The organism is Curtobacterium sp. PhB170 (assembly GCF_003752345.1).
Lineage (GTDB): Bacteria > Actinomycetota > Actinomycetes > Actinomycetales > Microbacteriaceae > Curtobacterium.
In genome coordinates this window covers 178243-205002 of record NZ_RJUM01000014.1, presented here as the reverse complement: position 1 = coordinate 205002, position 26760 = coordinate 178243, and the positions used below count along the sequence as shown (strand labels likewise).

Annotated in this window: 28 protein-coding genes; 3 read left to right on the top strand and 25 right to left on the bottom strand. The window is 70.6% G+C overall.

The genetic code is table 11. From position 1 onward, the window contains the following. Positions 1 to 9: 9 nt before the first annotated feature. From scpB to EDF40_RS18000, 9 genes are all read right to left on the bottom strand, one after another. The gene (scpB, locus tag EDF40_RS18040; RefSeq protein ID WP_260213527.1) at positions 10 to 711 is read right to left on the bottom strand and encodes an SMC-Scp complex subunit ScpB; all 702 of its coding nucleotides are present in this window, start codon (positions 709 to 711) and stop codon (positions 10 to 12) included. Continuing rightward, positions 701 to 1504: a ScpA family protein gene (locus EDF40_RS18035; RefSeq protein ID WP_111084610.1), complete on the bottom strand. Its 804-nt coding sequence runs from the start codon at positions 1502 to 1504 to the stop codon at positions 701 to 703. Before EDF40_RS18035 ends, scpB begins: the two co-directional genes overlap by 11 nt. Further along, complete coding sequence (locus EDF40_RS18030; RefSeq protein WP_111084609.1) at positions 1488 to 2363, bottom strand: ParA family protein; 876 nt, start codon at positions 2361 to 2363, stop codon at positions 1488 to 1490. The genes EDF40_RS18035 and EDF40_RS18030 overlap by 17 nt, the downstream gene beginning before the upstream one ends. A gap of 97 nt (positions 2364 to 2460) precedes the next feature. Next, entirely contained in the window at positions 2461 to 3288 is an 828-nt protein-coding gene (locus tag EDF40_RS18025) for an SseB family protein (protein WP_123341021.1), read from the bottom strand. 4 nt (positions 3289 to 3292) lie between these two features. Beyond that, positions 3293 to 4039, bottom strand: coding sequence for a bifunctional 1-(5-phosphoribosyl)-5-((5-phosphoribosylamino)methylideneamino)imidazole-4-carboxamide isomerase/phosphoribosylanthranilate isomerase PriA (priA, locus tag EDF40_RS18020; RefSeq protein WP_111084607.1), 747 nt, complete (start codon positions 4037 to 4039; stop codon positions 3293 to 3295). Positions 4040 to 4150: 111 nt separating this feature from the next. Further along, on the bottom strand, positions 4151 to 4786 hold the full coding sequence (hisH, locus tag EDF40_RS18015; RefSeq protein ID WP_123341022.1) for an imidazole glycerol phosphate synthase subunit HisH: 636 nt from the start codon (positions 4784 to 4786) through the stop codon (positions 4151 to 4153). Next, on the bottom strand, positions 4783 to 5385 hold the full coding sequence (gene hisB, locus EDF40_RS18010) for an imidazoleglycerol-phosphate dehydratase HisB (RefSeq protein WP_123341023.1): 603 nt from the start codon (positions 5383 to 5385) through the stop codon (positions 4783 to 4785). The genes hisH and hisB overlap by 4 nt, the downstream gene beginning before the upstream one ends. Beyond that, positions 5382 to 6488, bottom strand: coding sequence for a histidinol-phosphate transaminase (locus EDF40_RS18005; RefSeq protein WP_123341024.1), 1107 nt, complete (start codon positions 6486 to 6488; stop codon positions 5382 to 5384). The genes hisB and EDF40_RS18005 overlap by 4 nt, the downstream gene beginning before the upstream one ends. A 75-nt stretch (positions 6489 to 6563) precedes the next feature. Continuing rightward, positions 6564 to 6941, bottom strand: coding sequence for a LysM peptidoglycan-binding domain-containing protein (locus EDF40_RS18000; RefSeq protein WP_123341025.1), 378 nt, complete (start codon positions 6939 to 6941; stop codon positions 6564 to 6566). 235 nt (positions 6942 to 7176) lie between these two features. On the opposite strand from EDF40_RS18000, the gene lexA reads away from it, so the two are divergent. After that, positions 7177 to 7821: a transcriptional repressor LexA gene (gene lexA, locus EDF40_RS17995; RefSeq protein ID WP_123293903.1), complete on the top strand. Its 645-nt coding sequence runs from the start codon at positions 7177 to 7179 to the stop codon at positions 7819 to 7821. Between the two features lie 227 nt (positions 7822 to 8048). Here lexA and hflX read toward each other — a convergent pair whose 3' ends face one another. Continuing rightward, positions 8049 to 9587, bottom strand: a complete 1539-nt coding sequence (gene hflX, locus EDF40_RS17990) for a GTPase HflX (RefSeq protein WP_111084601.1) — start codon at positions 9585 to 9587, stop codon at positions 8049 to 8051. Between the two features lie 61 nt (positions 9588 to 9648). On the opposite strand from hflX, the gene EDF40_RS17985 reads away from it, so the two are divergent. Further along, positions 9649 to 10260: a class I SAM-dependent methyltransferase gene (locus EDF40_RS17985; RefSeq protein ID WP_123341026.1), complete on the top strand. Its 612-nt coding sequence runs from the start codon at positions 9649 to 9651 to the stop codon at positions 10258 to 10260. Between the two features lie 161 nt (positions 10261 to 10421). Here the strand turns inward: EDF40_RS17985 and dapF are convergent, their stop codons facing one another. The 14 genes from dapF to EDF40_RS17915 form a co-directional block, all read right to left on the bottom strand. Beyond that, complete coding sequence (gene dapF / locus EDF40_RS17980) at positions 10422 to 11312, bottom strand: diaminopimelate epimerase (RefSeq protein ID WP_123341027.1); 891 nt, start codon at positions 11310 to 11312, stop codon at positions 10422 to 10424. Beyond that, the gene (gene miaA, locus EDF40_RS17975; protein WP_123341143.1) at positions 11309 to 12220 is read right to left on the bottom strand and encodes a tRNA (adenosine(37)-N6)-dimethylallyltransferase MiaA; all 912 of its coding nucleotides are present in this window, start codon (positions 12218 to 12220) and stop codon (positions 11309 to 11311) included. Before miaA ends, dapF begins: the two co-directional genes overlap by 4 nt. A 94-nt stretch (positions 12221 to 12314) precedes the next feature. Beyond that, positions 12315 to 13808: a tRNA (N6-isopentenyl adenosine(37)-C2)-methylthiotransferase MiaB gene (miaB, locus tag EDF40_RS17970; protein WP_123341028.1), complete on the bottom strand. Its 1494-nt coding sequence runs from the start codon at positions 13806 to 13808 to the stop codon at positions 12315 to 12317. A 26-nt stretch (positions 13809 to 13834) separates the two neighbouring features. Further along, positions 13835 to 14701, bottom strand: a complete 867-nt coding sequence (locus EDF40_RS17965) for a regulatory protein RecX (RefSeq protein WP_123341029.1) — start codon at positions 14699 to 14701, stop codon at positions 13835 to 13837. Further along, positions 14698 to 15759, bottom strand: coding sequence for a recombinase RecA (gene recA, locus EDF40_RS17960; RefSeq protein WP_111084595.1), 1062 nt, complete (start codon positions 15757 to 15759; stop codon positions 14698 to 14700). Before recA ends, EDF40_RS17965 begins: the two co-directional genes overlap by 4 nt. Before the next feature lie 282 nt (positions 15760 to 16041). Further along, positions 16042 to 16266 carry a DUF3046 domain-containing protein gene (locus EDF40_RS17955; RefSeq protein ID WP_123341030.1) on the bottom strand — a complete coding sequence of 75 codons (225 nt, stop codon included), beginning with the start codon at positions 16264 to 16266 and terminating at the stop codon, positions 16042 to 16044. 108 nt (positions 16267 to 16374) lie between these two features. Next, a complete protein-coding gene (locus EDF40_RS17950) occupies positions 16375 to 16683 on the bottom strand; it encodes a helix-turn-helix domain-containing protein (RefSeq protein WP_027464765.1) in 309 nt (102 codons plus the stop codon). A gap of 154 nt (positions 16684 to 16837) precedes the next feature. Beyond that, complete coding sequence (locus tag EDF40_RS17945) at positions 16838 to 17383, bottom strand: CinA family protein (protein ID WP_248704548.1); 546 nt, start codon at positions 17381 to 17383, stop codon at positions 16838 to 16840. Beyond that, on the bottom strand, positions 17380 to 18024 hold the full coding sequence (gene pgsA / locus EDF40_RS17940) for a CDP-diacylglycerol--glycerol-3-phosphate 3-phosphatidyltransferase (protein ID WP_185003212.1): 645 nt from the start codon (positions 18022 to 18024) through the stop codon (positions 17380 to 17382). The genes EDF40_RS17945 and pgsA overlap by 4 nt, the downstream gene beginning before the upstream one ends. A 5-nt stretch (positions 18025 to 18029) precedes the next feature. Beyond that, positions 18030 to 20939: a DNA translocase FtsK gene (locus tag EDF40_RS17935; protein WP_123341032.1), complete on the bottom strand. Its 2910-nt coding sequence runs from the start codon at positions 20937 to 20939 to the stop codon at positions 18030 to 18032. Positions 20940 to 21058: 119 nt separating this feature from the next. After that, positions 21059 to 22735, bottom strand: coding sequence for a ribonuclease J (locus tag EDF40_RS17930; protein ID WP_123341033.1), 1677 nt, complete (start codon positions 22733 to 22735; stop codon positions 21059 to 21061). A 49-nt stretch (positions 22736 to 22784) separates the two neighbouring features. Continuing rightward, complete coding sequence (gene dapA, locus EDF40_RS17925) at positions 22785 to 23762, bottom strand: 4-hydroxy-tetrahydrodipicolinate synthase (protein ID WP_111084638.1); 978 nt, start codon at positions 23760 to 23762, stop codon at positions 22785 to 22787. Between the two features lie 247 nt (positions 23763 to 24009). Then, entirely contained in the window at positions 24010 to 24519 is a 510-nt protein-coding gene (locus tag EDF40_RS17920; RefSeq protein ID WP_123341034.1) for a dihydrofolate reductase, read from the bottom strand. Then, on the bottom strand, positions 24519 to 25349 hold the full coding sequence (locus EDF40_RS17915) for a thymidylate synthase (RefSeq protein ID WP_123341035.1): 831 nt from the start codon (positions 25347 to 25349) through the stop codon (positions 24519 to 24521). The genes EDF40_RS17920 and EDF40_RS17915 overlap by 1 nt, the downstream gene beginning before the upstream one ends. 54 nt (positions 25350 to 25403) lie before the next feature. On the opposite strand from EDF40_RS17915, the gene EDF40_RS17910 reads away from it, so the two are divergent. Then, positions 25404 to 26324: a TIGR01777 family oxidoreductase gene (locus EDF40_RS17910; protein ID WP_123341036.1), complete on the top strand. Its 921-nt coding sequence runs from the start codon at positions 25404 to 25406 to the stop codon at positions 26322 to 26324. Positions 26325 to 26331: 7 nt separating this feature from the next. On the opposite strand, the gene EDF40_RS17905 is transcribed toward EDF40_RS17910, so the two are convergent. Then, on the bottom strand, positions 26332 to 26742 hold the full coding sequence (locus tag EDF40_RS17905; protein WP_123341145.1) for a tetratricopeptide repeat protein: 411 nt from the start codon (positions 26740 to 26742) through the stop codon (positions 26332 to 26334). Positions 26743 to 26760: the final 18 nt, after the last annotated feature.

Sequence of the window (26760 nt, the reverse complement as noted above, 5' to 3'; positions counted from 1 at the left end):
CCCCGGTCGTCAAACCCGGCCATCGGGGATCCCTTCGTTCTGCCCGAAGCCGTCCGCACCGTCGTCCAGGAGGGGCGAGATGAGCGGCAGCTCGTCGAGCGAGTTGATGCCGAGCTGCTGCAGGAGCAGATCGGACGTGACGTAGTTGATGGCGCCGGTCTCGGAGTCGGTGAACGACTCCTCGATGAGACCGCGCGCGACCAGCGTTCGGACGACGCCGTCGACGTTGACGGCGCGGATCGACGCGATCTGGGATCGCGTGATCGGTTGCTTGTAGGCGACGACCGCGAGGGTCTCGAGCGCGGCCTGCGACAGACGCGAGGGACGCTCGGCCTCGACGAACTGCTCGACGACGGCGTCCAGGTCCTGGCGGACGTAGAAGCGCCAGCCGCCGCCGACCTCGCGGAGTTCGAATCCGCGGCGGGTGGTGCCGTCGACGCCGTCGAAGTCCGCGACGAGGCGTTCGACGGCCTGGCGGACGGCGGGGACGGGGGCGTTCACGGCGGCGCCGAGCGCGACGAGCGACTGGGGCTCGTCCGCGATCATCAGGATCGCCTCGAGTTGGCGGTCGATCGGGATCGCCGGGTGCGCCTGCGGGGCGTGGTCGTGCTCGGCACGCGCGTGGATCTCGTGCTCGATCGCGCGGGCGTCGGCCATCTCGTCGGCGCCGCCGGGTTCGGCGCTGGACGTGTCGTGCACGTCATCCGTCATAGTCGGCTCCCAGGTTGGCGAGGCTCTCGTCGGACCAGTCCTCGGCGGTCCATCGGAGCGTGAGTTCCCCGAGCGGCTCGAGTTGTTCGAACGAGATCGATGCGTTCCGGTACAGCTCCAGGATCGCGAGGAAGCGAGCCACCACGATACCCGTCTGGTCGACGCCCGCGACCAGTTCGCGGAACGAGACGCCCTCGCCGTCGCGTGTCCGCAGGATCGAGACGACGATCGCGGCCTGTTCGCGGATGCTGATGAGCGGCGCGTGCAGGTGGTCGAGGCCGACCGTCGGGATCTCCCGTGGGGCGAACGCCAACGCTGCCAGCGCGGCGAAGTCCTGCACCGAGAGGGTCCACACGAGCTCGGGCGTGCGCGCGCGGAACCGCTCCTCGAGCCGGACGCTCCGGACGTGCCGACGCGACTCCACACCCCAGCGCTCGCCGAACCAGTCGGCGGCTTGCTTGAACGCCCGGTACTGCAGCAGCCGTGCGAACAGCAGGTCGCGGGCCTCGAGCAGGGCGACGTCCTCGGCGTCGACGAGCTCACCCTGCGGCAGCAGCCCGACGATCTTCAGGTCGAGCAGGGTCGCGGCGACGACGAGGAACTCGCTCGCCTCGTCGAGTTCGTCCGCCGACTCGGCCTGACGCACGTACTGGATGAACTCCCCCGTGACCGCGCCGAGCGAGACCTCGGTGATGTCGAGCTCGTGCTTCGTGATGAGCGACAGCAGGAGGTCGAACGGGCCGTCGAAGTTGGTGAGTCGGACCCGGAACCCCGACTCAGGCGACGGCGCCACGCTGGACGAGCTCTCGTGCGAGCTGCCGGTAGGCGTGGGCGGCGGCGTGGTCGGGTGCCGTCTGGGTGATCGGTCGAGCGGAGACCGTGGCGTCCGGGAACTTCACGGTGCGCCCGATGACGGTGTCGAGGACCCGGTCGTCGAAGGTGTCGACGACGCGCTCCATGACCTCACGCGAGTGCAGGGTGCGCGAGTCGTACATCGTCGGCAGGATGCCGTCGAGCGTCAGCGCCGGGTTGAGGCGGTCGCGCACCTTGTCGATCGTCTCGATGAGCAGGGCGACACCGCGCAGGGCGAAGAACTCGCACTCGAGCGGGATGAGCACACCGTGCGCCGCGGTCAGGGCGTTGACGGTGAGCAGGCCGAGCGACGGCTGGCAGTCGACCAGGATCACGTCGTAGTCGTTCGCGACCTTGCGCAGCACGCTCGCCAGGATCTGCTCGCGGGCGACCTCGTTGACCAGGTGCACCTCGGCCGCGGACAGGTCGATGTTCGCCGGGATCACGTCGAGCCCCGGGGTGTTCGTCGGCTGGATGACCTGGATCGGGTCCTTCACGGCGCCCATGAGCAGGTCGTAGACGGTGTGGATGTCGTGCGTGCGGACACCGAGGCCCGCCGAGAGCGCACCCTGCGGGTCGAAGTCGACTGCAAGGACCTTGCGGCCGTACTCCGCCAGGGCTGCACCGAGGTTGATCGCCGTGGTGGTCTTGCCGACGCCGCCCTTCTGGTTGCAGAGGGCGATGATGCGCGCAGGGCCGGTGCTGTCGAGTTCCTCGGGCACGGGGAACTCCCGGACAGGACGACCCGTCGGACCGATGGAGGTCGCGCCGGTGGGGTTGGTCGTCGGGTTCGTGCTCACCCGGCCATCGTACCGGCGACGTCGCCCGGCCCGGGGCCGCACCGCCGCGCGCGGCCGGGTCTGCGTTGCTCGTGGCAGCAGCTGACGGAGACGCGGCTCAGGCTGCGCGCAGGGCCACGCGCATGCTGTCGACGCGTTCGGCGATGACGGCGTCCGTCGACCACCGCCGCTGCAGGCGTCCGACGAGCTCGCCGACCTGCTCGCGGTCGAGCCCGGGGTGCAACGCCAGCCCGACGGTCAGCTCCGGGCCGGCGAAGCGTCCGACGGGGTCACCGGGGGTCAGTTCGACACGGGCGACGCTGCGCTCCCCCACGACCGAGTCGGCGAACGCCTGGGCGACCTCGGGGTCCTCGAAGCACGGGGTCCACGGCAGGTCCTGACCGAGCGCCCACACCGCGGGACGGCGCAGCACGAACTCGGTCGCCGACTTCGGGTCGAGCACGACGAGCTGCGTCTCCTCGCTCGCCGCGGCCATCGCCACCCGGCGTGACTCCACGGGCACGGGCCGGGCATCGGCGTCCCAGACGTGCATTGCTTCGACCGAGGTGAACGCGGGCATCACGCTGCGCCCGTCCGGACCGGCGACCGTCACGATCGAGAGCTCCTGGGTCTTGTCCACGAGCTTGCCGGCGTCGGTCTCGCCGAGGTCGCCGGCCTCGGCGATGAGCGGGATGAGCAGCCGGGCGGTGCGCAGCGCCTCGACGACCGCCGCCTGTGATGCACCGGCGGCCACGCCCGCGATCGCTGCGGTCAGCGCCGGGTCGGCCAGCCCGTCGTCGTTGGCGAACGCGGTGTCGTGGTGATCGAACGTTCGACCTTCCCAGGCGAAGCCGGCCGAGTCCGCCGCGCCACCCGGGGTGTGCGCGTCGTCGGGACCGGTTGCCGTTTCGGGACCGGTTCCGCGCCCGTTCGAGATCCCCGCCACGCCGCTACTCCGAGGCGATGTCGAGTGCGGCCGGCAGCGTGAACGCCCCGGAGTAGAGCGCCTTGCCGATGATCGCGCCCTCGAGCCCGAACGGCACGAGCTCGCGCAGCGCCCGCAGGTCGTCGAGCGTCGAGATCCCACCCGAGGCCACGACGGGCTGGTCGGTCCGGTCGCACACCTGGCGCAGCAGCTCGACGTTCGGGCCCTGCAGCGTGCCGTCCTTCGTGACGTCGGTGACGACGTACCGGGCGCACCCCGCGGCCTCGAGCCGGTCCAGGACCTCCCACAGGTCGCCGGCGTCCTCGGTCCAGCCACGGCTGGCGAGGGTCGTGCCACGCACGTCGAGCCCGACGGCGATCTGCTCGCCGTACTCGCCGATCACCCGAGCGGCCCAGTCCGGGTTCTCGAGCGCCGCCGTGCCGAGGTTGACCCGGGCAGCGCCGGTGGCCAGCGCGGCTTCGAGCGAGGCGTCGTCGCGGATGCCACCCGACAGCTCGACCGAGACGCCGTCGACCTCGCGGATCGCGTGCGCGATGACCTTGCGGTTGTCGCCCCGACCGAAGGCCGCGTCGAGGTCCACCAGGTGGATCCACTCCGCGCCCTGGTCACGCCAGGTGCGCGCGGCGGCGACGGGGTCGCCGTAGCCGGTCTCGCTCCCGGCCTCGCCCTGGGTCAGCCGGACGGCCTGGCCGTCGACCACGTCGACGGCAGGCAGCAGGACGAGGGGCGAGGTGTCGGTGAGGTCGGTCATGGTCCTGTCGGTTTCGTCACGGTGGAGAAGGGGCAGTGGTGAAGGTGCGGGGTTCGGCCTGGAGGCCCGTGGCACGTCCGGCGGCGCCGTCGCGCCCGTTGCGGGCCGGGTTCAGAGCGAGCGCACCCAGTTGGTCAGCAGGCGGATGCCCGGCTCGCCGGACTTCTCGGGGTGGAACTGGGTCGCGGTGAGCGGCCCGTTCTCGACCGCGGCGATGAACCGCTGCCCGTGTTCGGCCCACGTCAGGCCGGGAGCACGGAACGGCCCGTAGGCGTCGAGCGGGAAGTCGGTCACGCCGTACGAGTGCACGAAGTAGAACCGCTCGTCGTGCAGCCCGTCGAACAGCACGGAGTTCTCCGGTGCCTGGACGGTGTTCCAGCCCATGTGCGGGAGGACCTCGGCCTGGAGCTGCTCGACGGTGCCGGGCCACTGCCCCAGACCCTCGACGTCGGCTCCGCGCTCGATGCCGCGGGAGAACAGCACCTGCATGCCCACGCAGATGCCGAGCACCGGACGACCACCGGCGAGACGGTGGTCCACGATCTCGCCGCCCTGGACGCCCTCGAGCTGGTCGATGACCGCTGCGAACGCCCCGACCCCGGGTACGAGCAGGCCGTCGGCACGGAGCGCCGCCTGCTTGTCGGAGGTCAGCGTGACCTCGGCCCCGGCCCGCTCGAGGGCCTTGGCGGCGGAGTGGACGTTGCCCGACCCGTAGTCGAGGACGACGACGTTCGGCTTCGCGGTCACAGTGCACCCTTGGTGGAGGGGATGCCGTCGACGCGCGGGTCGAGTTCGACCGCCTTGCGCATCGCACGCGCGAACGCCTTGAACTCGGCCTCGGCGATGTGGTGCGGGTCGCGGCCACCGAGCACACGGACGTGCACGGTGATGCCCGCGTTGAACGTGATCGCCTCGAACACGTGGCGGATCATCGACCCGGTGAAGTGACCGCCGATGCGGTGGAACTCGAACCCTTCGGGCTCACCCGAGTGCACGAGGAACGGACGCCCGGAGACGTCGACGACCGCCTGGGCCAGCGCTTCGTCGAGGGGCACGAGGGCGTCGCCGTACCGGCCGATGCCCGATCGGTCGCCGAGGGCCTGCTTGATGGCCTGTCCGAGCACGATGCCGGTGTCCTCGACCGTGTGGTGCACGTCGATGTCGGTGTCACCGGTCGAGCGCACGCGCAGATCGATGAGCGAGTGCTTGCTGAACGCGGTGAGCATGTGGTCGAAGAACGGCACGCTCGTCGAGATGTCGGACGAGCCGGTGCCGTCGAGGTCGAGCTCGAGTTCGACGCTCGATTCGCTCGTGCTGCGGCTGATCGAGGCGGTACGGGCGGTCATGCCCCAACCCTAACCGGCGGCTGCTCAGCGGCGACCTGCCGCATGGCGTCGAGGAAGGCGGTGGTCTCCTCCTCGGTGCCGGCACTCACCCGCAGGTGGTTCGGGATCCCGAGGTCGCGCACGATGACGTCCCGCTCGAGCAGCGACTCGAACGCAGCGTGCGGGTCAGCGACCCCACCGAACAGCACGAAGTTCGACCAGGTCTCGTACGTCCGGTAGCCCATGGCCTGCAGCTCGGTCACCATCCGGTCGCGCTGCTGCTTGATGTCGTCGACCATCGCGAGCATCTCGGGCGCGTGGCGCAGTGCGGCGACGGCGGCCGCCTGCGTCAGGACGGACAGGTGGTACGGCAGCCGAACGAGGCGGACGGCATCGATCACGGCGGGGTGTGCCGCCATGTAGCCGACCCGTGCGCCGGCGAACGCGAACGCCTTGCTCATGGTCCGGGAGACCACGAGTCGCTCCCGCCCGGGCAGCAGCGTGAGGGCACTCGGCACGTCGGCCGGCATGAACTCGGCGTAGGCCTCGTCCACCATCACGATGCCGTCGGTCGCGGCGTACGCGGCCTCGATCGTCTCGATCGGCAGCGGTGTGCCCGTGGGGTTGTTCGGCCCGCACAGGAACACGATGTCCGGACGGTGCTGCTCGATCGCCGCCACCACGGTCTCGGGAGAGATGCGGTACTCGTCGTCGCGCTCCGCCGGGATCCAGGTCGTGCCGGTTCCGGACGCCAGGATCGAGTGCATCGAGTAGGTGGGCGGGAACCCGAGGACGGAACGCCCCGGGCCGCCGAAGGCCTGCAACAGCTGCTGGAGGACCTCGTTCGAGCCGTTCGCCGCCCACAACTGTTCTGCCGACAGGCCGTGCCCGAGATACCCGGCCAGCGACTCGCGGAGCTCCGTGAACTCGCGGTCCGGGTAGCGGTTCACCGTCGCGAGCGCCTGGCGGATCGAGGCGACGATGTCGTCAGCCACGTCGTCCGGCACGGGATGCGTGTTCTCGTTGACGTTCAGCTGGACGCGGACGTGCTTCTGCGGAGCGCCGTAGGGGCTCTGACCGCGGAGGTCATCTCGGATCGGGAGGTCTTCCAGCGTGAATGCCACCGATCCATCGTAGGCCGCTGTGGCCACCGGACGACCAGCCGTCCGGACGGGACTGCCCTCGACCACTCGCAGCGACTACTGGCCGGAGGTGTACTTCGTCGGGATGGCGATCTGCTCGCCGGCCTGCAGCCCGGAGCCGTCGAGAGCGTTGAGGCTGATGACGTCCTGCACGAAGTCGCGCGGGTCGGCGTTCGGCGCGGTGTCCTCGGCCAGCTGCCAGAGCGTCTCGCCCGGCTGGATCGTGACCGTGTCGAACTGCGTCCGGGCGCCACCAGCGGCGGCGTCACCGGCGGACGCCTGGCCGCCGTTCAGGACGAAGAAGGCGACGACGATGAGGAGAGGGAGCGCGGCGAGCGTCGTGAAGACGATGCGGCCGCGGCGCGTCAGGCGCAGGCGGACGTGCACGGCGGGGGCCGCGGTGCGCTGGATGTCAGCGATGGCGATGGTGCTCATGTCGTTCTTGCCTTCCCGTTCGGGTGAACCGAAGTCGTGTACCGAACATAGTTTCGAATCAGACGCCGCACAAGTCCTGGGAGAGGATTTCTGCGGGGTTTTCTTGCGACACGCTCGAACAGGTGTTTGTCCGGGGTTGACCGGTCGGATACTGTTTCGATCGACTGGGACAAGTCAAACGGGGACCACCGACATTCCCGCCACGGCCGCTCAGCACCGACGAAAGCGAGACGACGTGGTGGACGAACTGCGGGGCCAGAAGCCGCTGACCGCGAAGCAGCAGACGATCCTCGACGCCATCCGTGCGTCCATCGCCTCGCGGGGTTACCCGCCGAGCATGCGCGAGATCGGCGACGCAGCCGGGCTCTCCTCGCTGTCGAGCGTGTCCCACCAGCTCGGCCAGCTCGAGCTCGGCGGCTGGATCCGCCGCGACCCGAACCGTCCCCGTGCGCTCGAGGTCCTGGTCGACGAGCCCACCCCGGACGTCACCGGACCCGACGTCGACGCCACCACGCTCGTGCCCCTGGTCGGCCGGATCGCCGCCGGTGTCCCGATCACGGCGGAGCAGCACGTCGACGAGATCGTCCCGCTCCCCCGGCAGCTCGTCGGCTCGGGCGACCTCTTCATGCTCAAGGTCGTCGGCGAGTCGATGATCGACGCCGCGATCTGCGACGGCGACTGGGTGGTCGTCCGTGCGCAGCAGACCGCCGAGAACGGTGACATCGTCGCCGCGATGCTCGACGAAGAGGCGACCGTCAAGGTCTTCCGCCAGCGCGACGGCCACACCTGGCTGCTCCCCCGCAACACCGCGTTCGAGCCGATCCTCGGCGACGCGGCGTCGGTGCTCGGCAAGGTCGTCGCGGTCCTCCGCTCCCTCTGACCCGCCCCGCGCACCGACCCGCGCACGACGCCGGCGTCCCCGCACGACGCCCCCGAAACGACGAGACGCCGCCGGATCCGGCGGCGTCTCGTGCGTTGCGGGGTGTCTCAGGAACACGACGGCGTCGTGCCCGGCCGACTGGGGCAGTGCAACACCGCCGTCTCAGGAACACGACGGCGTCGTGCGGAGCCGGGGCGGGCCTCCCGGCCGTCAGCCGGTACAGGCCGTCAGGACGTGACGGGGGCGACCACGTACGGATCGAGCTCCGCGACCTGGCGCTGGAAGACACGCACGCGCAGGCGGGTGCCGTCCTCGACGTAGTCGACCGAGTCGACCGCGCCCGCGTCGTGCAGCGTGGAGACGAGGTCCCCCCGGTCGTAGGGCACGACCACCGTGAGCTCGACGTCGGGCTCCGGCAGGCGCTCCTCGATGGTACGGAGGAGCTCCGGGATGCCCTCGCCCGTGCGGGCCGACACGAAGACGGCGTCCGACGCGAGCCCGATCAGGACGAGGCGCTGTGCGTCGTCGATCAGGTCGGCCTTGTTGAACACGACGATCTCGGGGATGTCGTGCGCGCCGACGTCGCCGATGACCTCGCGCACGGTCGCGAGCTGCGCCCCGGGGTCGGGGTGCGAGCCGTCGACCACGTGCACGATGACGTCGGCCTCGCCGACCTCCTCGAGGGTGGAGCGGAACGCCTCGACCAGCTGGTGCGGCAGGTTCCGGACGAAGCCGACCGTGTCCACGAAGGTGAACTCGCGGCCCTTGGTGCTCTCGGTCCGGCGGACCGTGGCGTCCAGCGTCGCGAACAGCTGGTTCTGCACCAGCACACCGGCGCTCGTCAGGCGGTTCAGGAGCGAGGACTTTCCCGCGTTCGTGTAGCCGGCGATCGCGACGCTCGGCACCTCGTTGCGGTGACGGTCGGCACGCTTCGCCTCGCGCGCGGGGCGGAACCCGGCGATCTGGCGGCGGAGCTTCGACATGCGGGTGTGGATACGACGACGGTCGAGCTCGATCTTCGTCTCACCGGGACCACGCGAACCCATGCCCGCACCGCCGGAGACCTGACCACCGGCCTGCCGGGACATCGAGTCACCCCAGCCGCGCAGTCGGGGCAGCAGGTACTGCAGCTGCGCGAGCTCGACCTGGGCCTTGCCCTCTCGGGTCTTCGCGTGCTGACTGAAGATGTCGAGGATCACGGCCGTGCGGTCGATGACCTTGACCTTCACGACGTCCTCGAGCGCGCGGCGCTGTGACGGGGCGAGCTCGGTGTCCGCGATCACCGTGTCGGCTCCGGTGGCCTTGACGACCATCGCGAGCTCTTCTGCCTTGCCCTTGCCGAGGTAGGTCGCCGGGTCGGGGTTCGGCCGACGCTGGAGGAGCCCGTCGAGGACCACCGCGCCGGCGGTCTCGGCCAGGGCGGACAGCTCCCGCAGGGAGTTCTCGGCGTCCTGGGCGTCACCGTGCGGGTACACGCCGATCAGGACGACCTGCTCGAGCCGCAGCTGGCGGTACTCGACCTCGGTGACGTCCTCGAGCTCGGTGGAGAGGCCAGCGACGCGGCGCAGGGCCGCCCGGTCCTCTCGGTCGTACTGGTCGCCGTCGCCGTCCCACCCGTGCTCGTCGACCGAGCGGGTCTGGATCGCCTGGGCGGGGGCGAAGATGGACGATGCTGCGCGGCGGTCGGCGTTGCGCAACACCCGTTCGACGACACCGTCTGCGCTGTCGTCGTTGGTCTGGTCGTTCTGCTGATGGGTATCCGTCATCCTGTCCACAGGGTACCTCCGGCGGGCCTCGGACACACCGGGTTCCCGCTACGGTTCATCCATGGCGAACGACCACTACTTCTCCGCGAACCCGTCATCGGACACCCGCGAACGCCAGATCGACGTCACCCTCGCCGGCCGGTCGCTCACGCTGACCACGGCAGCAGGGGTCTTCAGCCCGGACGGCCTCGACCGCGGCACCCGCGTGCTGCTCGGTTCCGTCCCGCCGCCCGCGCACGACGGCGCCCTGCTCGACGTCGGCTGCGGCTGGGGCCCGATCGCGATCACGATGGCGCTGCACTCCCCCGACGCGTCGGTGTGGGGCGTCGACGTCAACGAACGGGTGCTCGGGTTGGCGCGGACCAACGCCGAGGCCGCCGGTGCGTCGAACGTCACCATCGCCCTGCCCGACGACGTCCCGGACGACCTGCGGTTCCGGACGATCTGGTCGAACCCGCCGATCCGCGTCGGCAAGGACGAACTCCACGAGATCCTGCTGACGTGGCTGCCCCGGCTCGAGGTCGAGGGCGACGCCTGGCTCGTGGTGTCGAAGGACCTCGGGGGTGACTCGTTGCAGAAGTGGCTCGTCGGTGCGCTCGGGGCAGGGTTCCACGTCGCGCGGGCGTCCACCGACAAGGGGTTCCGCGTCATCCGCGTGCGCCGGACGGCGTAGCGCGGCGCGCGCCGCGCCGCGCCGCGCCGCCCGCGCGGACGGACGGCTTCGTGAGCAGAAATGGTCGAGTCGCCGCAGGGCACCCGACCATTTCTGCTCACGAAGCGGCGCGCGCCGCCTGCGGCGCTCCGCCCGCGGCGCGGCCCGCCCCGCGGCCCGCGTCAGACCGTCAGGTCCCCGGAGAACACGAGCTCGGCGGGCCCGGACAGCGACACGTGCTCGCCGTCCTCCGCCGCGAACATCCGCACCGTCACGACGCCGCCCGGAACCCGCACGCGCCAGGTGTCCGGCGCACCGGAGCCCACCCAGTACCGCGTCGCGAGGGCAGCAGCCACCGCACCGGTGCCGCACGACAGCGTCTCGCCACTGCCCCGCTCGTGCACCCGCATCGTGATCTCGCCGACGCCGTCGTTGATCAGGGGGTCGCCGGGCAGCACGAACTCGACGTTGGCGCCGTGCTCGGGCGCCGGGTCGAGCACGGGCAGGAAGGTCAGGTCGAGGTCGGCGAGTTCGTCCTCGGTCGCGACGGCGACGACCACGTGCGGGTTGCCGACGTCGATGCCGATGCCGGGCCGGGCACCGTCGAGGTTCTTGGCGCGCACCATGACGTCGTCCGAGCCGCCGTCCTCGATGCCCAGCCCCCACCGGCCGAGGTCGGCAGCGAAGCCGTTCGTGGTCCGCTGGATGTCGACCAGGCCCTTGCGGCTGCCGACCGTCAGGGTCTCGCCGGGTGCGAGCTCGACCAGGCCGGACTCGGTCAGGTACCGCGCGAACACCCGGATCCCGTTGCCGCACATCTCGGCGATCGTGCCGTCGGCGTTGTGGTAGTCCATGAACCACGTCGCCGCGGGTTCGACGGCCACCAGGGCGCGTCCTTCGGGGATCGCTTCGGACCGCACCGCACGGATCACGCCGTCGCCGCCCACGCCGAAGCGTCGGTCCGCGATCGCGCGGATCCGCTCGGGGGTCAGGTCGACGGTGGCGTCGGGGTCGGCGAACAGGACGAAGTCGTTGCCGGTCCCCTGGCCCTTGGTGAAGTGCAGCTCGGTCACGGGACGATCCTACGGGCCAGTTCCGACAGGTCCCCGCGGTCCGCCCCGGTGACGTCGAGGGTCTCGGCGTCGGCGTAGCGGCGGAACCACGACACCTGCCGTCGGGCGTACTTGCGCGTCGCGATCCCGGTCGCCTCGACCGCGGCCTCGATCGTGGAGGTCCCCCGCAGCACGTCAAGCGCCTGCGAGTACCCGATCGCGGCCCGCGCGGTCTTCCCCTGCTCGATGCCCTGCTCGCGCAGCCCTGCGACCTCGTCGACGAGTCCGGCGGCGAACATCCCCGCCGCACGCGCGTGCAGCGCCGCGACGAGCTGCTCACGATCGCGTCGCAGGTGCAGGATCCGGGACGGTCGCCAGGCGCGGGGCGCGGACGGGAGGCTCGGGGTCACGACCTCGGATCGGCTCGCGATCTCGAGTGCCCGGATCAACCGCCGTGGGTTGCGTGCATCGATCGTCGCTGCGGCCGCCGGGTCCAGGCCGCGGAGCCGCTCGAGCAGGATGCCCGGACCGAGCTCGTCGTGCTCGCGCTCGAGCTGCGCGCGGAGTGCCGGGTCGGTGCCGGGGAACGCCAGGTCGAACAGGACGGAGGACACGTAGAGGCCACTCCCGCCGACGAGCACGGCGACGCCGCCGTCGGCACGGATGCGGTCCACGTCGGCTCGGGCGGCCGCCTGGTACGCGGCGACGCTGGCCTCGTCGGTGACGTCGAGCACGTCGAGTTGGTGGTGCGGGATGCCGTGCCGTTCGTCGAACGACAGCTTCGCGGTGCCGATGTCCATGCCGCGGTACAGCTGCATGGCGTCGGCGTTGACGATCTCGGCGTTCCGGCCGGCGGCGCGGAGGCGTTCGGCGATCGCGATCCCGAGGTCCGACTTGCCCGTCCCCGTCGCCCCGACGACGGCGATCAGATCAGCGTCGGACGCGTCGCGCTCGCGGTGCTGTACCGGGTCGCGCTCGGGGACCTGGGCCGTGTCGCGCTCGGAGCCGTCCCCGACGGGGGCGTCAGCGCCCGACACGGAGCGTGGGCAGTCCGAGCGACACCGGGCGCGGACCGTCGCCGGGCGCCGCCGGGGTCGGCACGCCGCAGCTCTCGGCCTCGGCACGGTCCCAGGCGTCGCCCGCCCGGGTGCGTCGGATGCGCAGCGGAGCGTCGTCGTCGGCGATCAGGAAATGCGGGGCCGCTCGGGTGATCTCGACCGTGACGACGTCGCCGGGTCGCGGGACCGCGGAGCCCTCCGGCACGGCGAAGTGCACGAGCCGCGAGTCTTCCGCGCGTCCGGACAACCGGCGGGTGGCGTCGTCCTTCCGCCCCTCGCCCGTCGCGACGAGGACCTCGACGCTCCGGCCGACCTGCGCGGCGTTCTCTTCCGCGGTGATGCGTTCCTGCAGCGCGACGAGCCGCTCGTACCGCTCCTGCACGACGTGCTTCGGCAGCTGGTCGTCCATCGTCGCCGCCGGGGTACCGGGGCGGATCGAGTACTGGAACGTGAAGGCGCTGGCGAACCGTGCCTGCTCGACGACGCGCAGGGTGTCCGCGAAGTCCTCTTCCGTCTCGCCCGGGAACCCGACGATGATGTCGGTCGAGATCGCCGCGTTCGGGATCTTGGCGCGCACCCGGTCGAGGATGCCGAGGAACCGCTCGCTCCGGTAGCTCCGCCGCATGGCCTTGAGCACCCGGTCGGACCCGGACTGCAACGGCATGTGCAGCTGCGGCATGACGTTCGGGGTCTCGGCCATGGCGTCGATGACGTCGTCGGTGAAGGCTGCCGGGTGCGGGCTCGTGAAGCGGATGCGCTCGAGGCCGTCGATGGTGCCGGCCGCGCGCAGCAGCTTGCCGAACGCCTGCCGGTCGCCGAACTCGACCCCGTACGAGTTCACGTTCTGCCCGAGCAGCGTGACCTCGATCGCACCGTCGTCGACGAGCGCCTGGATCTCGGCCAGGACGTCACCCGGGCGGCGGTCCTTCTCCTTGCCGCGGAGCGACGGGACGATGCAGAACGTGCAGGTGTTGTTGCACCCGACCGAGATCGACACCCACCCACTGTGGGTCGAGTCACGCTTGGTCGGCAGCGTCGACGGGAACACGTCGAGCGCTTCGAGGATCTCGATCTGCGCCTCGTCGTTGTGCCGCGCACGTTCGAGCAGCGTCGGCAACGAGCCCATGTTGTGCGTGCCGAAGACCACGTCCACCCACGGCGCCTTCTCGAGGATGACGTTCTTGTCCTTCTGCGCCAGGCACCCACCGACGGCGATCTGCATGCCGGGGTGGTCGCGCTTGATGCCGGCCAGCTGCCCGAGGTTGCCGTACAAGCGGTTGTCGGCGTTCTCGCGCACGGCACAGGTGTTGATGACGACCACGTCGGCCTGCTCGCCGTCCGCAGCCGTGTAGCCCGCCGCCTGCAGCGACCCGCTCAGCCGCTCGGAATCGTGCACGTTCATCTGGCACCCGTAGGTGCGGACTTCGTAGGTGCGCTGGCGCGCTGCGACGGTGGCCATGGTCGTCCCAGTGTAGGTCGGGGCGACTACTCGAAGCGCACGGTCCCGCGGCCCGTCGGAGGCCGGCGTCCGCCGCCGTCGAGGGCACGCTGGACGGCGATCCGCACCACGCCCGAGCCGTAGCCCTTGCGCATCAGGAACCCCGACAACCGACGCTCGGCGGTCGCACGGTCGAGCCCACGCATCTGCGGCGCACGCTTGTCGGCGAGCTCCTGGGCGCGGATGAACTCGTCGTCCTCGTCGTCCGCAGCTTCGTCGAGCGCGGTGTCGATCGCGATCTGGTCGATGCCACGACGACGCAGCTCGGTGACCACGCCCTGTCGCCCCAGTCCCTTGCGGGCGTGCAGGCGGTCCACCAGGTCGGTGGCGAGGGCGACGTCGTCGAGCAGCCCGACGCGGGTCAGGCGTTCGATCTCGTGCTCGACCACGTCGGGGTCGAGGTCCTGCTGGGTGAGCAGTGTCCGCATCTCGGACTCGCTCACGCCCTTGCGGCCGAGCGCCCGCATGCTGAGCCGCTCGGCGTCGGCGCGTTGCTCGTCGAGGGGACGAGGGGCATCCGCAGGGTCGAGTTCTTCGCCACCGGCGATCCAGAAGACCGACGCCGTCGTGGCGTCCGCCCCGTCGTCGTCGTAGCCGTCCTGCTCGGCCCGCGCGGTCCGGCCGGAACCGTCGCCGATGACCGGCGAGACCCAGTCGGCCTGTGCACGCGGCCCGCGGATGGGCAAGGGGACGGGGGTGTCCGCATCGTCCTCGAGCACGGGCTCCGGAATGCTGGGCACCGTCTGCTCGGGTTCGGGGGTGGGTTCCGCAGCTGCCGGGGCCCGGCGACGGGACCTCGCACCGAACAGGTCGGTGACCGGTGCGAGGCCGTCGTCGTCGTGGTCGGTGCTCACGCGCCCTTGCGCTCCGCGAGCTTCGGCGCGATCGACTCGACCGGAGCCTCTTCCGCCTTGGCGCCACCGACGCCGAGCTTGGCGAGGATCTTGCCCTCGATCTCAGCCGCGGTGTCGGGGTTCTGGATCAGGAAGGAACGCGAGTTCTCCTTGCCCTGCCCGAGCTGGTCGCCGTCGTAGGTGTACCAGGCACCCGACTTCTTGACGATGCCGTGGTCGACACCGAAGTCGAGCAGCGAGCCTTCGCGCGAGATGCCGACGCCGTACAGGATGTCGAACTCGGCCTGCTTGAAGGGCGGCGCCATCTTGTTCTTGACGACCTTGACACGCGTGCGGTTGCCCACTGCGTCGGTGCCGCTCTTGAGCGTCTCGATGCGACGGATGTCGAGGCGGACGGACGCGTAGAACTTCAGTGCCTTACCGCCCGAGGTGGTCTCCGGGGAACCGAAGAACACGCCGATCTTCTCGCGCAGCTGGTTGATGAAGATCATCGTGGTCTGCGTCTGGTTCAGCCCACCGGCGAGCTTGCGCAGCGCCTGGGACATGAGGCGGGCCTGCAGACCGACGTGGGAGTCACCCATCTCGCCCTCGATCTCGGCGCGCGGCACCAGTGCTGCGACCGAGTCGATCACGATGAGGTCGATCGAGCCGGAGCGGACGAGCATGTCCGCGATCTCGAGCGCCTGCTCGGCGGTGTCCGGCTGCGACACGAGCAGGGCGTCGATGTCGACACCGAGCTTCTTGGCGTACTCCGGGTCGAGCGCGTGCTCGGCGTCGATGAAGGCCGCGATGCCACCGGCGCGCTGGGCGTTGGCGATGGCGTGGATGGTGAGGGTCGTCTTACCCGAGGACTCCGGGCCGTAGATCTCGACGATGCGGCCGCGGGGCAGTCCCCCGATGCCGAGCGCGACGTCGAGCGCCACCGACCCGGTCTGGATGACGTTGACGGGTGCGCGTTCGTCCGAACCGAGGCGCATGATCGCACCCTTGCCGAACTGCCTGTCGATCTGTGCGAGTGCGGTCTCGAGGGCCTTTTCGCGGTCTGCCGGTGATGGCATGGGGTGCTCCTTCGTGCTCGTGTTCGGCCGCCTGTAGGCTGTCGCGTCCACGCCGGCCGGTGGTGCAAGGCCGATGGTTCTGCGACAAGGCTTCGGGCTGTTCCCGATGTCCATCAACCTATGGCTGGCCACCGACATCACTGCCGACGGTCACGCGATCTGTGGATGGAACACCCGGGCGACGCCGCTGTGGAGGAACGTACCACCGATCGAACACCCGTTCGAGCAACACGCCGAACACAGTTTCGGGTATCGGAGACAGCGCGGCCACGCGCGGCTGCCTCAGCTCAGCGGCTCGGCCAACCCCTTGCCGTGCCGCCGGTCGAGCGGGACGTCCTGCGAGTCGCAGAGGGCGTCCCACACCCGACGGGCGTCGATGCCGGCGGCGAGGGCGTCCACGGCAGAGCGGCCGCCGAGGTCCTCGAGCACGACGTCACGGCTGACCACGGACCCGTAGGCCTCGCCGAACACCTGGTCGACGGCACGCCAGAACTCACTCACCCGCATCCGACAAGCCTAAAGCGTCCCCGAACACACAGCGCCCCCGTGCACAGCGCCCCGAACGCAGAACGCCCCCGCCGGGAGGTTCCGGCGGGGGCGTTCAGTGCGAGGCGCTCAGCGCACCGCGAGGTCGTTGTCGAACTCGGCGACGAGGTCGTCCGGGAGCGTGTCGGGGACGGGAGTGAGTCCCTCGACGATCGCGAGGCGGTCGCCCACCTCGCGCATGATCGTGGAGATGGGGGTGTCCAGCGCATCCGCGACGGACGCGAGGATCTCCGAGCTGGCCTCTTTCTGACCACGCTCGACCTCACTGAGGTACCCGAGAGCCACACTGGCCTTGGACGCGACCTGACGGAGGGTCCGGCCCTTCTGCAAGCGGAAGTCCCGAAGCACATCGCCGATTTCCTGACGAACGAGAACCATGAGAACTCCTCCTCTCTGTCGTCTCCGCGCCCGCCCGATCCGGAGGATCGAGTTCGGGTTCAGCAACTTTAGCGTTGCCGGTTGAAGCATGCTAACCAGGCTGGCTGCCGTCCTGCTGGAGATTGCGTGAGATGTAACCCAGTGGAAACGGGACCTATTCCCGGCCCCGGACCACGGACGACATCCGTGTCAGGAGTTCGGAGACGGACGCCGTGCGGATTGCACCGCGGTCCCCGTCGAGGTGGAGTTCCCAGGCAGTGGCGCCGTCCGCCGACGCGATGCCGACGTACACGGTGCCGACCGGCTTGCCGTCCTGCGGGTCCGGCCCGGCGACACCGGTCGTGCTGATCCCCCACGTCGCCGGCTCACCGTCGACGGACAGCGCGATGCGGACACCGGCCGCCATCTGCCGCGCGACCTCGGGATCGACAGCCCCGTTGGCCGCCAGCAACGCCGACGACACCCCGAGCACGGTGTGCTTGACGGGCGTCGCGTAGGCCACGACTCCCCCGCGCACCACGGCGCTCGCTCCCGGAACACCGACGAGCGTCGACACCACCAACCCGCCGGTGAGCGACTCCGCCACGGCGACGGTCTCACCGCGACGCGTCAGGTCGGCGACCAGGTCCCGCGCGATCGCGTCGACCGTGTCGGCAGGGCCGGGAGGCACGGCGCCGGTCGCGTCGTCGGCCTGCGTCACGCGGTGGTCCGGTTGTGCTTCCACGCCTGGTACAGGTAGTCGATGCCGCTGAGCACGGTCGCCAGGAAGGCGGCGCTCATCAGCACCACGTTCACCCAGTGCGCCCAGTCACCGACGAGCTCCCACCACGGGAAGAGTGCCGACGTCAGGGCGACGGCCTGCAGCACCGTCTTGATCTTGCCGCCACGGCTGGCCGGGATCACCCGGTCCGACAGCACCGCGAAGCGGAACACCGTGATGCCGATCTCGCGCACCATGATGAGCACCGTCACGTACCAGGGCAGCTCGGCCAGGATCGACAGGGCGACGAGCGCGCCGCCGATCAGGACCTTGTCGGCGATCGGGTCGACGAGCTTGCCGAAGTCGGTGACCAGGTTCTGCCGCCGGGCGATGATGCCGTCGGCGCTGTCGGTCACGATCGCGACGACGAAGACGATCGCCGCCCAGATGCGCAGCGGGCCGTCGTTGCCGGCATCGGCGAGGAGCAGCACGAAGAACAGCGGCGCCATCAGGATGCGCACCACGGTGATGATGTTCGCGACGTTCGCCGTCGATGCGGGGCCGGGACCCTTGCGGAGCAGTCGCCCGCGCCAGGGGAACTTCGCGCCGTGTGCCGTGTCCGTGCCGTCCGAGGCGGTCATCGCCTTCACTCCCTGCCCGTCAGTCCCCACGCGTCCTCATCGGGCTCGTCGTGCACTTCATCGTACCCGCGGGTCATGTCGCCCACGGGGTCGGCGCCGTAGCGGTCGCCGTCGTCGCTCGGGCCGGGGACGGGGGCCACGGGCGCCGGAGCAGCCGGTGGCTCCTCGCCGCGGAGCTTCGCGAGCACCGCGGGCAGCTGGTCGGTGGTGACGAGCACGTCGCGGGCCTTCGAGCCCTCGGACGGACCGACGATGTCGCGGGACTCCATCAGGTCCATCAGGCGACCGGCCTTGGCGAAGCCGACCCGGAGCTTGCGCTGCAGCATCGAGGTCGAGCCGAACTGCGTCGAGACGACCTGTTCGACCGCCGCGAGCAGCAGCTCGAGGTCGTCGCCGATGTCGGCGTCGATCTCCTTGCGCTCGACCACGGCCTGGACGTCCTGGCGGTACTCGGGCTGGGCCTGGCGGGTCACGTGCTGGACGACCTCGGCGACCTCGCCCTCCTGCACCCACGCTCCCTGCACGCGCAGGGACTTCGACGACCCCATCGGCAGGAACAGCGCGTCGCCCTGGCCGATGAGCTTGTCCGCGCCGGGCTGGTCGAGGATGACACGGGAGTCCGTGACGCTCGTCACCGCGAAGGCGATGCGGGAGGGCACGTTCGCCTTGATCAGGCCGGTGATGACGTCCACCGACGGGCGCTGCGTCGCGAGCACCAGGTGGATGCCGGCGGCACGGGCGAGCTGGGTGATGCGGACGATCGACTCCTCGACGTCGCGCGGGGCGACGAGCATGAGGTCCGCGAGCTCGTCGACGACGACGAGCAGGTACGGGTACGGCTTGAGCTTCCGCTCGCTGCCCGCGGGCAGGACGATCTCGTTGTTCTCGATCGCCTTGTTGAAGTCGTCGACGTGGCGGAACCCGAACGACGCCAGGTCGTCGTACCGCATGTCCATCTCCTTCACGACCCACTGCAGCGCTTCGGCGGCCTTCTTCGGGTTCGTGATGATGGGCGTGATGAGGTGCGGGACACCCGCGTAGATCGAGAGCTCGACGCGCTTCGGGTCGACCAGGACCATGCGGACCTCGGACGGCTTCGCCCGCATGAGCAGCGACGTGATCATCGAGTTGATGAAGACCGACTTGCCGGAACCGGTCGAACCGGCGACGAGCAGGTGCGGCATCTTCGCCAGGTTCGCGACGACGAAGCCACCCTCGACGTCCTTGCCGACGCCGATCGTCATCGGGTGCTTCGACTTGCGTGCCGCGTTCGAGCGCAGCACGTCGCCGAGGGACACGATCTCGCGGTCGGAGTTCGGGATCTCGACGCCGATGGCGCTCTTGCCCGGGATCGGCGAGAGGATCCGGACCTCGTTGGAGGCCACCGCGTACGACAGGTTCTTCGACAGCGCCGTGACGCGCTCGACCTTGACGCCCGGTCCGAGCTCGATCTCGTAGCGGGTGACCGTCGGGCCGCGGGAGAACCCGGTGACCTTCGCGTCGACCTTGAACTCCGTCAGCACGCCGGTGATGGCGGCGACGATGTCGTCGTTCGCCTGGCTGCGGGCGACCGAGGGGGTGCCGGAGCTCAGGGTGGTGGCGGCCGGCAGGCGGTACGGCTTCGACGGGTCGTCGTCGGTCGCCGCCGCGGAGAGTTCCTCGGGCTCGTCGGCGGCGGGGTCCTCGACGAGGGGGGCCGCGACCACGTCGGGCACCGCGGGGCGGATCGCCGCGGTCGGCTCCGGACGCGCGGGGACGTCGGTGCCGAAGTCTCGCAGGGCCTGCTCGGCGACCTGCAGGTCCTGTTCGACGGAGTCGTTGAGGTTGACCGACGCGGGTTCGGCCGGTGTCAGGTCCACGAGGCCGGCGGCAGCGCCCGCGTTGGGGTTGACCACCGGGGCAGCGGGTGCAGCCGCCGCGGCGGGCGGGGCCGTCGGTGCGACACCGGTGGCCGGGGGCAGCACCGGGCTGTCGTACGCCGGGTCCTCTTCGCGCCCGGACTTGTTCCGCCGCCACCACGGCACGTTGTCGCCGCCGGCGTCACCGTCGGCAGCAGCCTGCTCGTCGCCGAAGCCGAGGTCGTCGAACAGCTGGAAGTCGGTGTCGCCCTTCTTGCCGCGCTTGGCCGTCTTGGTGCGCGCAGCGGGCGCCGCAGCTGCCGCTTCGACCTCGGGCTCGGCGGCCGGGGCCGGCGCGCCGAACAGGTACGCGTACAGCTCGTGCAGCCGACGCCCGACCTTGTTCGGCGGCGTCTTGGTGATGATGAAGAGGGAGAGCACGAGCAGCACGATCGCCACCGGGACCGCGACCCAGGCGGTCGCGATCGTGACGAGCCAGCCGATCACGACCCAGCCGAGCACCCCGCCGGCCGCAGCCAGGGCGGGCATGCCGTCCGCTGCGCTCGGCTGCCCGCCGAAGACGTGGCAGAGCGAGGCGATCGCGACGAGCAGGATCCCGAGGCCGATGCCGATCCGGGTGTTGTCGTGCACCGAGGCCGGGTGCCGGAACAGCCATCCGGCGAAGACGATCATGATCACCGGCAGGGCGAACGCCAACCGACCGAACAGCCCGCCGAACGTGTACGCGTCGAGTGCGACCGACACGCCGTTCGTCGGGTTGAGCCACTCGACGACCGCGCCGGCGATGGCCAGCACGAACAGCAGGAACGGGAACCCGTCACGCCGCTGGTCCTTCTCGAGGGACTCCTTGCCGAGCAGTCGGAACATCGCGCCGACGCCGTGCGCCATCGCGAGCCAGAACGTCACGAGCGGGTTCTGCTCGCGGAACACCGGTGTCGGTGCCGCCTGCGGCAGCTTCTTCGTCGTGGCCTGGGTGCGCGACGAACCGCGCGTCCCGTTCCCACGGGACGACGTGGACGCGCGCGAGCGCGTGGTCGACTTGGTGCCTCCGGCCATGGGCAGAACCCTAATCCCCACTCAGGACAAACCAAGGGAGGCCCGCCGCAGCATCCGTGACGGACGCTGGACGGGCCTCCCGGTCGACCGCGATGAACGCGACTGACGCGACTGACGCGCTACGCCTCGATGACCACCGGGACGATCATCGGACGACGACGGTGCTTGGTGTTGACCCACCGGCCGACCGTGCGGCGGACGACCTGCGCGAACGCGTGCGAGTCGCGCGTGCCGTTGGCGGCCGCCTCGGCGATCGCCTTGGCGATCTGGGGGCGGACGTCGTCGAACACGGAGTCGTCCTCGGCGAAGCCGCGCGACTGGATCTCCGGGCCGATGACGCACTGGCCGGTGGTGAAGTCCACCGCGGCGAAGACCGAGATGAAGCCCTCTTCGGACAGCACGCGGCGGTCCTTGAGGTCGGCGTCGGTGATCTCGCCCACGGTCGAGCCGTCGACGTACACGTAACCGATGTCGAGCTGCCCGGCGACCGTCGCGACGCCGTCCTTCAGGTCGACGACGATGCCGTCCTGCCCGAGGATCACGTTGCGCGGCGGCACACCCGTCTGGATCGCCAGGTCGGCGTTCGCGTACAGGTGGCGGTGCTCGCCGTGCACGGGCAGGACGTTGCGCGGACGCAGGATGTTGTAGCAGTAGAGCAGTTCACCGGCCGAGGCGTGTCCGGAGACGTGCACCTTGGCGTTGCCCTTGTGCACGACCTTCGCGCCGAGCTTCGTCAGCCCGTCGATGACGCGGTACACGGCGTTCTCGTTGCCCGGGATCAGCGACGAGGCGAGGATGACGGTGTCGCCCTCGCCGATCTCGATCTGGTGCTCGAGGTTCGCCATGCGCGCGAGCACGGCCATCGGCTCGCCCTGCGACCCCGTCGACATGTAGACGATCTGGTCGTCGGGGACGTTCTTCGCCTTCTTCGTGTCGATGAGGACGTTCTCGGGCACCCGGAGGTAGCCGAGGTCGGCGGCGATGGTCATGTTGCGGATCATCGAGCGCCCCATGAAGGCGACCTTGCGGTTCGCGGCCGCGGCGGCGTCGAGGACCTGCTGGACACGGTGCACGTGCGACGAGAAGCTCGCCACGACGACCTTCTTGCGGGCGCGCGTGATGATGTTCTCGAGGACCGGGCCGATGTCGCGCTCCGGAGCGGTGAAGCCCGGGACGTCGGCGTTGGTCGAGTCCGGCAGGAACAGGTCCACGCCGGCCTCGCCCAGGCGCGCGAACGCGCGGAGGTCGGTGATGCGGTCGTCCAGCGGGAGCTGGTCCATCTTGAAGTCACCCGTGTGCAGGACACGACCGGCGGGGGTCGTGATCGAGACGGCGAGGGCGTCCGGGATGGAGTGGTTCACGGCCACGAACTCGAGGTGGAACGGGCCGAGCTGCTCGGTCTGGTCCTCGGCCACGACGAGCGTGTACGGCTTGATCCGGTGTTCCTTGAGCTTCGCCTCGACGAGCGCGAGGGTCAGCGTGGAGCCGATCAGCGGGATGTCGTCGCGGAGCTTCAGCAGGTACGGGACGGCACCGATGTGGTCCTCGTGGCCGTGCGTGAGCACGACACCGAGGACGTCGTCGAGACGGTCACGGATCGGCGCGAAGTCCGGCAGGATCAGGTCGACCCCGGGCTGGTGCTCCTCGGGGAAGAGCACGCCGGCGTCGACGATGAGCAGCTTGCCCTCGTACTCGTAGACGGTCATGTTGCGACCGATCTCGCCGAGTCCCCCGATGGGGATGACGCGGAGGGTTCCGGGTTCGAGCGGCTGCGGTGTGGAGACTTGTGTGGGCATTCGGTCCTACGGATTCAGGCGACGCGCGAGGAGCGCGCCGCGGTGTTCGCTAGCGGGTGGTGCCTGGCACCTTTGGCAGTGCGCCGCCGGCCGCTGCGTTGCGGTCGGGGCGGAAGTTCGAGAAGTCGGCGCCGGGCACGTCGCGCACGGCTTCGAGCGAGGTCTCGATGGCGTACGCCTCGGAGTCCTCGGGGCCGACGAGCGGCAGACGGACGCGCGGGCTGCCGATGCGGCCGAGCCCGTGCAGGATGTACTTCGCCGCGACTGTGCCGGGAACGTGGGTCATCACGGCGCGGACGAGGGGCTCGACGCGCTTGTGCTCGGCGGTGGCGGTCGCCAGGTCGCCGCGGTTCACGGCGTCGATGATGGTGCGGTACGGCGTGCTCGTGATGTTCGCGGTGACGCCGATCAGGCCCGTCGCGCCGATCGACAGGTGCGGGAGCACGTTGGTGTCGTCGCCGGAGAAGTACATGAGGTCGGTGTTGTTGAGCACGCGGGACACCTCGGCGAAGTCGCCCTTGGCGTCCTTCACGGCGAGGATGTTCGGGTGGTGCGACGCCCGCACGATCGTCTCGTACGTGATCGGGATGCCGGTGCGCCCCGGGATGTCGTACAGGATCACCGGCAGGTCGGTGGCGTCGGCGATCATCCGGAAGTGGGTGAGCACCCCCGACTGGGTCGGCTTGTTGTAGTACGGCGTGACGATCATCACACCGTCCGCGCCGGCCTTCTCGCTCTGCTTGTACAGGTGGATCGCGTGCGCGGTCTCGTTCGACCCGCCACCCGTGATGATCTTCGCGCGGCCCGCGGCGACGGACTTGCCGACCTCGACCAGACGGAGCTTCTCGGGGTCGGTCAGGGTGCTCGTCTCGCCAGTCGTTCCGGTGACGACGATGCCGTCGGCACCGGCGGTGATGCAGTCGTCGATGTGCTGCTCGACGCCGGGCCAGTCGACCTCGCCGTCGGCCGTGAACGGGGTCACGAGGGCGACGAGGACCTGACCGAAGGGATTCTCACGCGGGGACACGGGCACCAGCGTACCGGGGATGCGCGCGATGGCCGCCGTCCGGGTGGACGGTCGCCTGCCTGCGGCGCGGACGGGAGGCCCGGATCGCCTCCGCCCCGCCGCTCACGCCCGGGTCCCGGCCCGCGTCGCGCCCCGCAATGGCCGTCGCGCCCCGACTCACCGGGGCGCGACGCCCGCGAGCGGGCGCGAGCACGCGCGCGACGCCCGCGAGCGGGCGCGAGCACGGGGCACCGCGGGCCGCTGTCGGTCAGGACGCGCTGCGGCGCCACTCGAGGAAGCGGTAGCGGGCCCCGGTGCGGGACACCTGCCACGGGCCCTCGTCGGTGAGCGTCCAGCCGGCCGACTCGCCGAGCGTCGGTGCGACGGTGTCGCCGGGCACGTCGACGTCGATGACGGTCTCGGACACGCGGTCGGCACGGTCCAGCGCCGCGGCGTAGACCTGGCCGCCGCCGATGACCCAGACGGGGCCCTCGGCACCGTCGGCACCGTCGGCACCGTCGAGCGTGGCGCGGAGGTCGTGCACGGCCTCGGCGCCGTCGGCGGTCCAGGACGCGTCTCGGGTGAGCACCACGTTCCGGCGACCGGGCAGCGGGCGGAAGCGTTCCGGCAGGGACTCCCAGGTACGACGGCCCATGAGCACCGTTGCGTCGCCGGTGACCTGCTTGAAGTGCGCGAGGTCCTCGGGCACGTGCCAGGGCATGCCGCCGTCGGCCCCGATGACCCCGTCGGTCGACCGAGCCCAGACCATGCCGATCATCAGACGGCGACCGCGGCCTTGATCGCCGGGTGGTGGTGGTAGCCGACGACGGTGAAGTCCTCGTACTCGTAGTCGTCGATCGAGTCGCGCGGCGCGAGCTCGAGCGTCGGCAGGGCGTACGCCGTGCGGGACAGCTGCTCCTCGACCTGCTCGACGTGGTTGTCGTAGACGTGGCAGTCGCCGCCGGTCCAGACGAAGTCGCCGACCTCGAGCCCGGTCTGCGCGGCGATCATGTGGGTGAGCAGGGCGTAGGAGGCGATGTTGAACGGGACGCCGAGGAACATGTCGGCGCTGCGCTGGTAGAGCTGGCACGAGAGCTTGCCGTCGTTGACGTAGAACTGGAAGAACGCGTGGCACGGGGCGAGCGCCATGTCCGGGATCTCTGCGACGTTCCACGCCGAGACGATGAGCCGACGGCTGTCCGGGTTCGTGCGGATCTGGTCGATGACCTGGGCGATCTGGTCGACGTGCTCGCCGGACGGGGTCGGCCACGAGCGCCACTGCACGCCGTAGACGGGGCCGAGGTCGCCGTCCTCGTCCGCCCACTCGTTCCAGATCCGGACACCGTGCTCCTGCAGCCAGGTGGCGTTGCCGTCGCCGCGCAGGAACCAGAGCAGCTCGTACGCGATCGACTTGAAGTGCACGCGCTTCGTGGACACGAGCGGGAAGCCCTTCGACAGGTCGTAGCGGAGCTGCGCGCCGAACAGGCTGCGGGTCCCGGTGCCGGTGCGGTCACCCTTCGGCGTGCCCTCGGTCAGGACCCGGCGGAGCAGGTCCTCGTACGGGGTCGGCACGGTGGGGTCGGGCTGCACGGTCTCGCTGTCGCTCACACACAGAAGCCTACGTCGGCGAAAGCCAACGGCAGCATGAGTAGCGTTGCCGGCATGGCAGACACGGCGGCAGAGCCCCTCTCGATCCTGATCGCCGGTGCGTCCGGCTTCATCGGCACCCCGCTCGTCCGCGCGCTGCGCGAGGCGGGCCACCACGTGACCACGCTCGTCCGACGCGAGCCCCACACGGCCACCGAGTTCCGCTGGGCTCCGGGTCGCCGGCCGCTCGACCCGGCCATCGTCGACGGTGCCGACGTGGTGATCAACCTGGCGGGGGCGAACATCGGCAAGCTGCCCTGGACCGCGAAGTACCGCGAGGAGATCCGGCGCTCCCGCGTCGACGCGACCGACACCCTGGTCGAGGCGATGCGGCACGCCAGCACTCCCCCGGCGCTGTTCCTGTCCGGGTCGGCGTCCGGCGTGTACGGCGACCGCCCGGCGGACGTCCTGCAGGACGACGCGGCCCCCGGCACCGGGTTCCTCGCCGAGGTCTGCACCGCCTGGGAATCCGCGGCGAACGCGGCTCCGGAGGGCGTCCGTGTCGTCACCCTGCGCACGGGCATCGTGATCGGCGAGGGCGGCGGCGCGCTCGCACCGATCCTGCCGCTGACCCGGTTCGGACTGGGCAGCCGCCTCGGCACCGGCGGGCAGCACTGGCCGTGGATCGCGCTCGAGGACGAGGTCGGGGCGATCGTGCACCTGGCGACGAGCCCGTCGGCGTCCGGTGTCAGCGGACCGGTCAACCTCGCCGGGCCGGAAGCCGTCGTCGCCGACCGCATCACGAAGCGCGTCGCGGAGGACCTGCACCGGCCGTACCTGTTCCGGATCCCGGAGTTCGCGCTGCGCCTGGCGCTGCAGGACGCCGCCGACGAGATGCTGCTGTCGAGTCAGCGGATGGTGCCGACGAAGCTGCTCGAGTCCGGCTACACGTTCCGGTACACGCGTGCGGTGGACGCCGTCGACGCGGTCCTCTGACCGGGTCTCAGGCGCTCGATCGCGACAGGGCCGTGCGCATCGCGGCTCGAGCGCGCTTGCGGTCCCCCGCGGCGTCGTAGACGACCCCGAGCCGGTACCAGGCGCGCCAGTCCGCCGGGTCCTGCTCGACGGCGGCCTTGTACTGCGGGAAGAGCTCGTCGGCGGCATCGCGCGTCGGACGGCCGGACGGACGCACGGGCACGACGTCCTCCGGTGCACCGCCCTCCGCCTCGAGCCGGGAGCCGAGCCGGGTGATCCGGATGCCGAAGCGGAACTCGAGCACGAGCAGCAGCGCCCCGATCGCGGCGACGATGAACAGGGCGACGCCGATGCCGATCCCGATCGGGATGCCGGTGGCGATGAACGCCACGGCCCGCTGCCCGACGAGCACGATGTAGAGCGCCAGCAGCAGGGTCATCAGCGCTGCGCCCCAGAA

Bases quoted from the DNA above. Each gene is read 5' to 3' on its own strand.
- scpB (WP_260213527.1), bottom strand. From the start codon at position 711: ATGACGGATGACGTGCACGACACGTCCAGCGCCGAACCCGGCGGCGCC.
- priA (WP_111084607.1), bottom strand. From the start codon at position 4,039: ATGACCGACCTCACCGACACCTCGCCCCTCGTCCTGCTGCCTGCCGTC.
- hisB (WP_123341023.1), bottom strand. From the start codon at position 5,385: ATGACCGCCCGTACCGCCTCGATCAGCCGCAGCACGAGCGAATCGAGC.
- EDF40_RS18000 (WP_123341025.1), bottom strand. From the start codon at position 6,941: ATGAGCACCATCGCCATCGCTGACATCCAGCGCACCGCGGCCCCCGCC.
- hflX (WP_111084601.1), bottom strand. From the start codon at position 9,587: ATGACGGATACCCATCAGCAGAACGACCAGACCAACGACGACAGCGCA.
- EDF40_RS17985 (WP_123341026.1), top strand. From the start codon at position 9,649: ATGGCGAACGACCACTACTTCTCCGCGAACCCGTCATCGGACACCCGC.
- miaB (WP_123341028.1), bottom strand. From the start codon at position 13,808: ATGGCCACCGTCGCAGCGCGCCAGCGCACCTACGAAGTCCGCACCTAC.
- recA (WP_111084595.1), bottom strand. From the start codon at position 15,759: ATGCCATCACCGGCAGACCGCGAAAAGGCCCTCGAGACCGCACTCGCA.
- EDF40_RS17955 (WP_123341030.1), bottom strand. From the start codon at position 16,266: ATGCGGGTGAGTGAGTTCTGGCGTGCCGTCGACCAGGTGTTCGGCGAG.
- EDF40_RS17950 (WP_027464765.1), bottom strand. From the start codon at position 16,683: ATGGTTCTCGTTCGTCAGGAAATCGGCGATGTGCTTCGGGACTTCCGC.
- pgsA (WP_185003212.1), bottom strand. From the start codon at position 18,024: ATGACCGCCTCGGACGGCACGGACACGGCACACGGCGCGAAGTTCCCC.
- EDF40_RS17935 (WP_123341032.1), bottom strand. From the start codon at position 20,939: ATGGCCGGAGGCACCAAGTCGACCACGCGCTCGCGCGCGTCCACGTCG.
- EDF40_RS17930 (WP_123341033.1), bottom strand. From the start codon at position 22,735: ATGCCCACACAAGTCTCCACACCGCAGCCGCTCGAACCCGGAACCCTC.
- EDF40_RS17920 (WP_123341034.1), bottom strand. From the start codon at position 24,519: ATGATCGGCATGGTCTGGGCTCGGTCGACCGACGGGGTCATCGGGGCC.
- EDF40_RS17910 (WP_123341036.1), top strand. From the start codon at position 25,404: ATGGCAGACACGGCGGCAGAGCCCCTCTCGATCCTGATCGCCGGTGCG.
- EDF40_RS17905 (WP_123341145.1), bottom strand. From the start codon at position 26,742: ATGACCCTGCTGCTGGCGCTCTACATCGTGCTCGTCGGGCAGCGGGCC.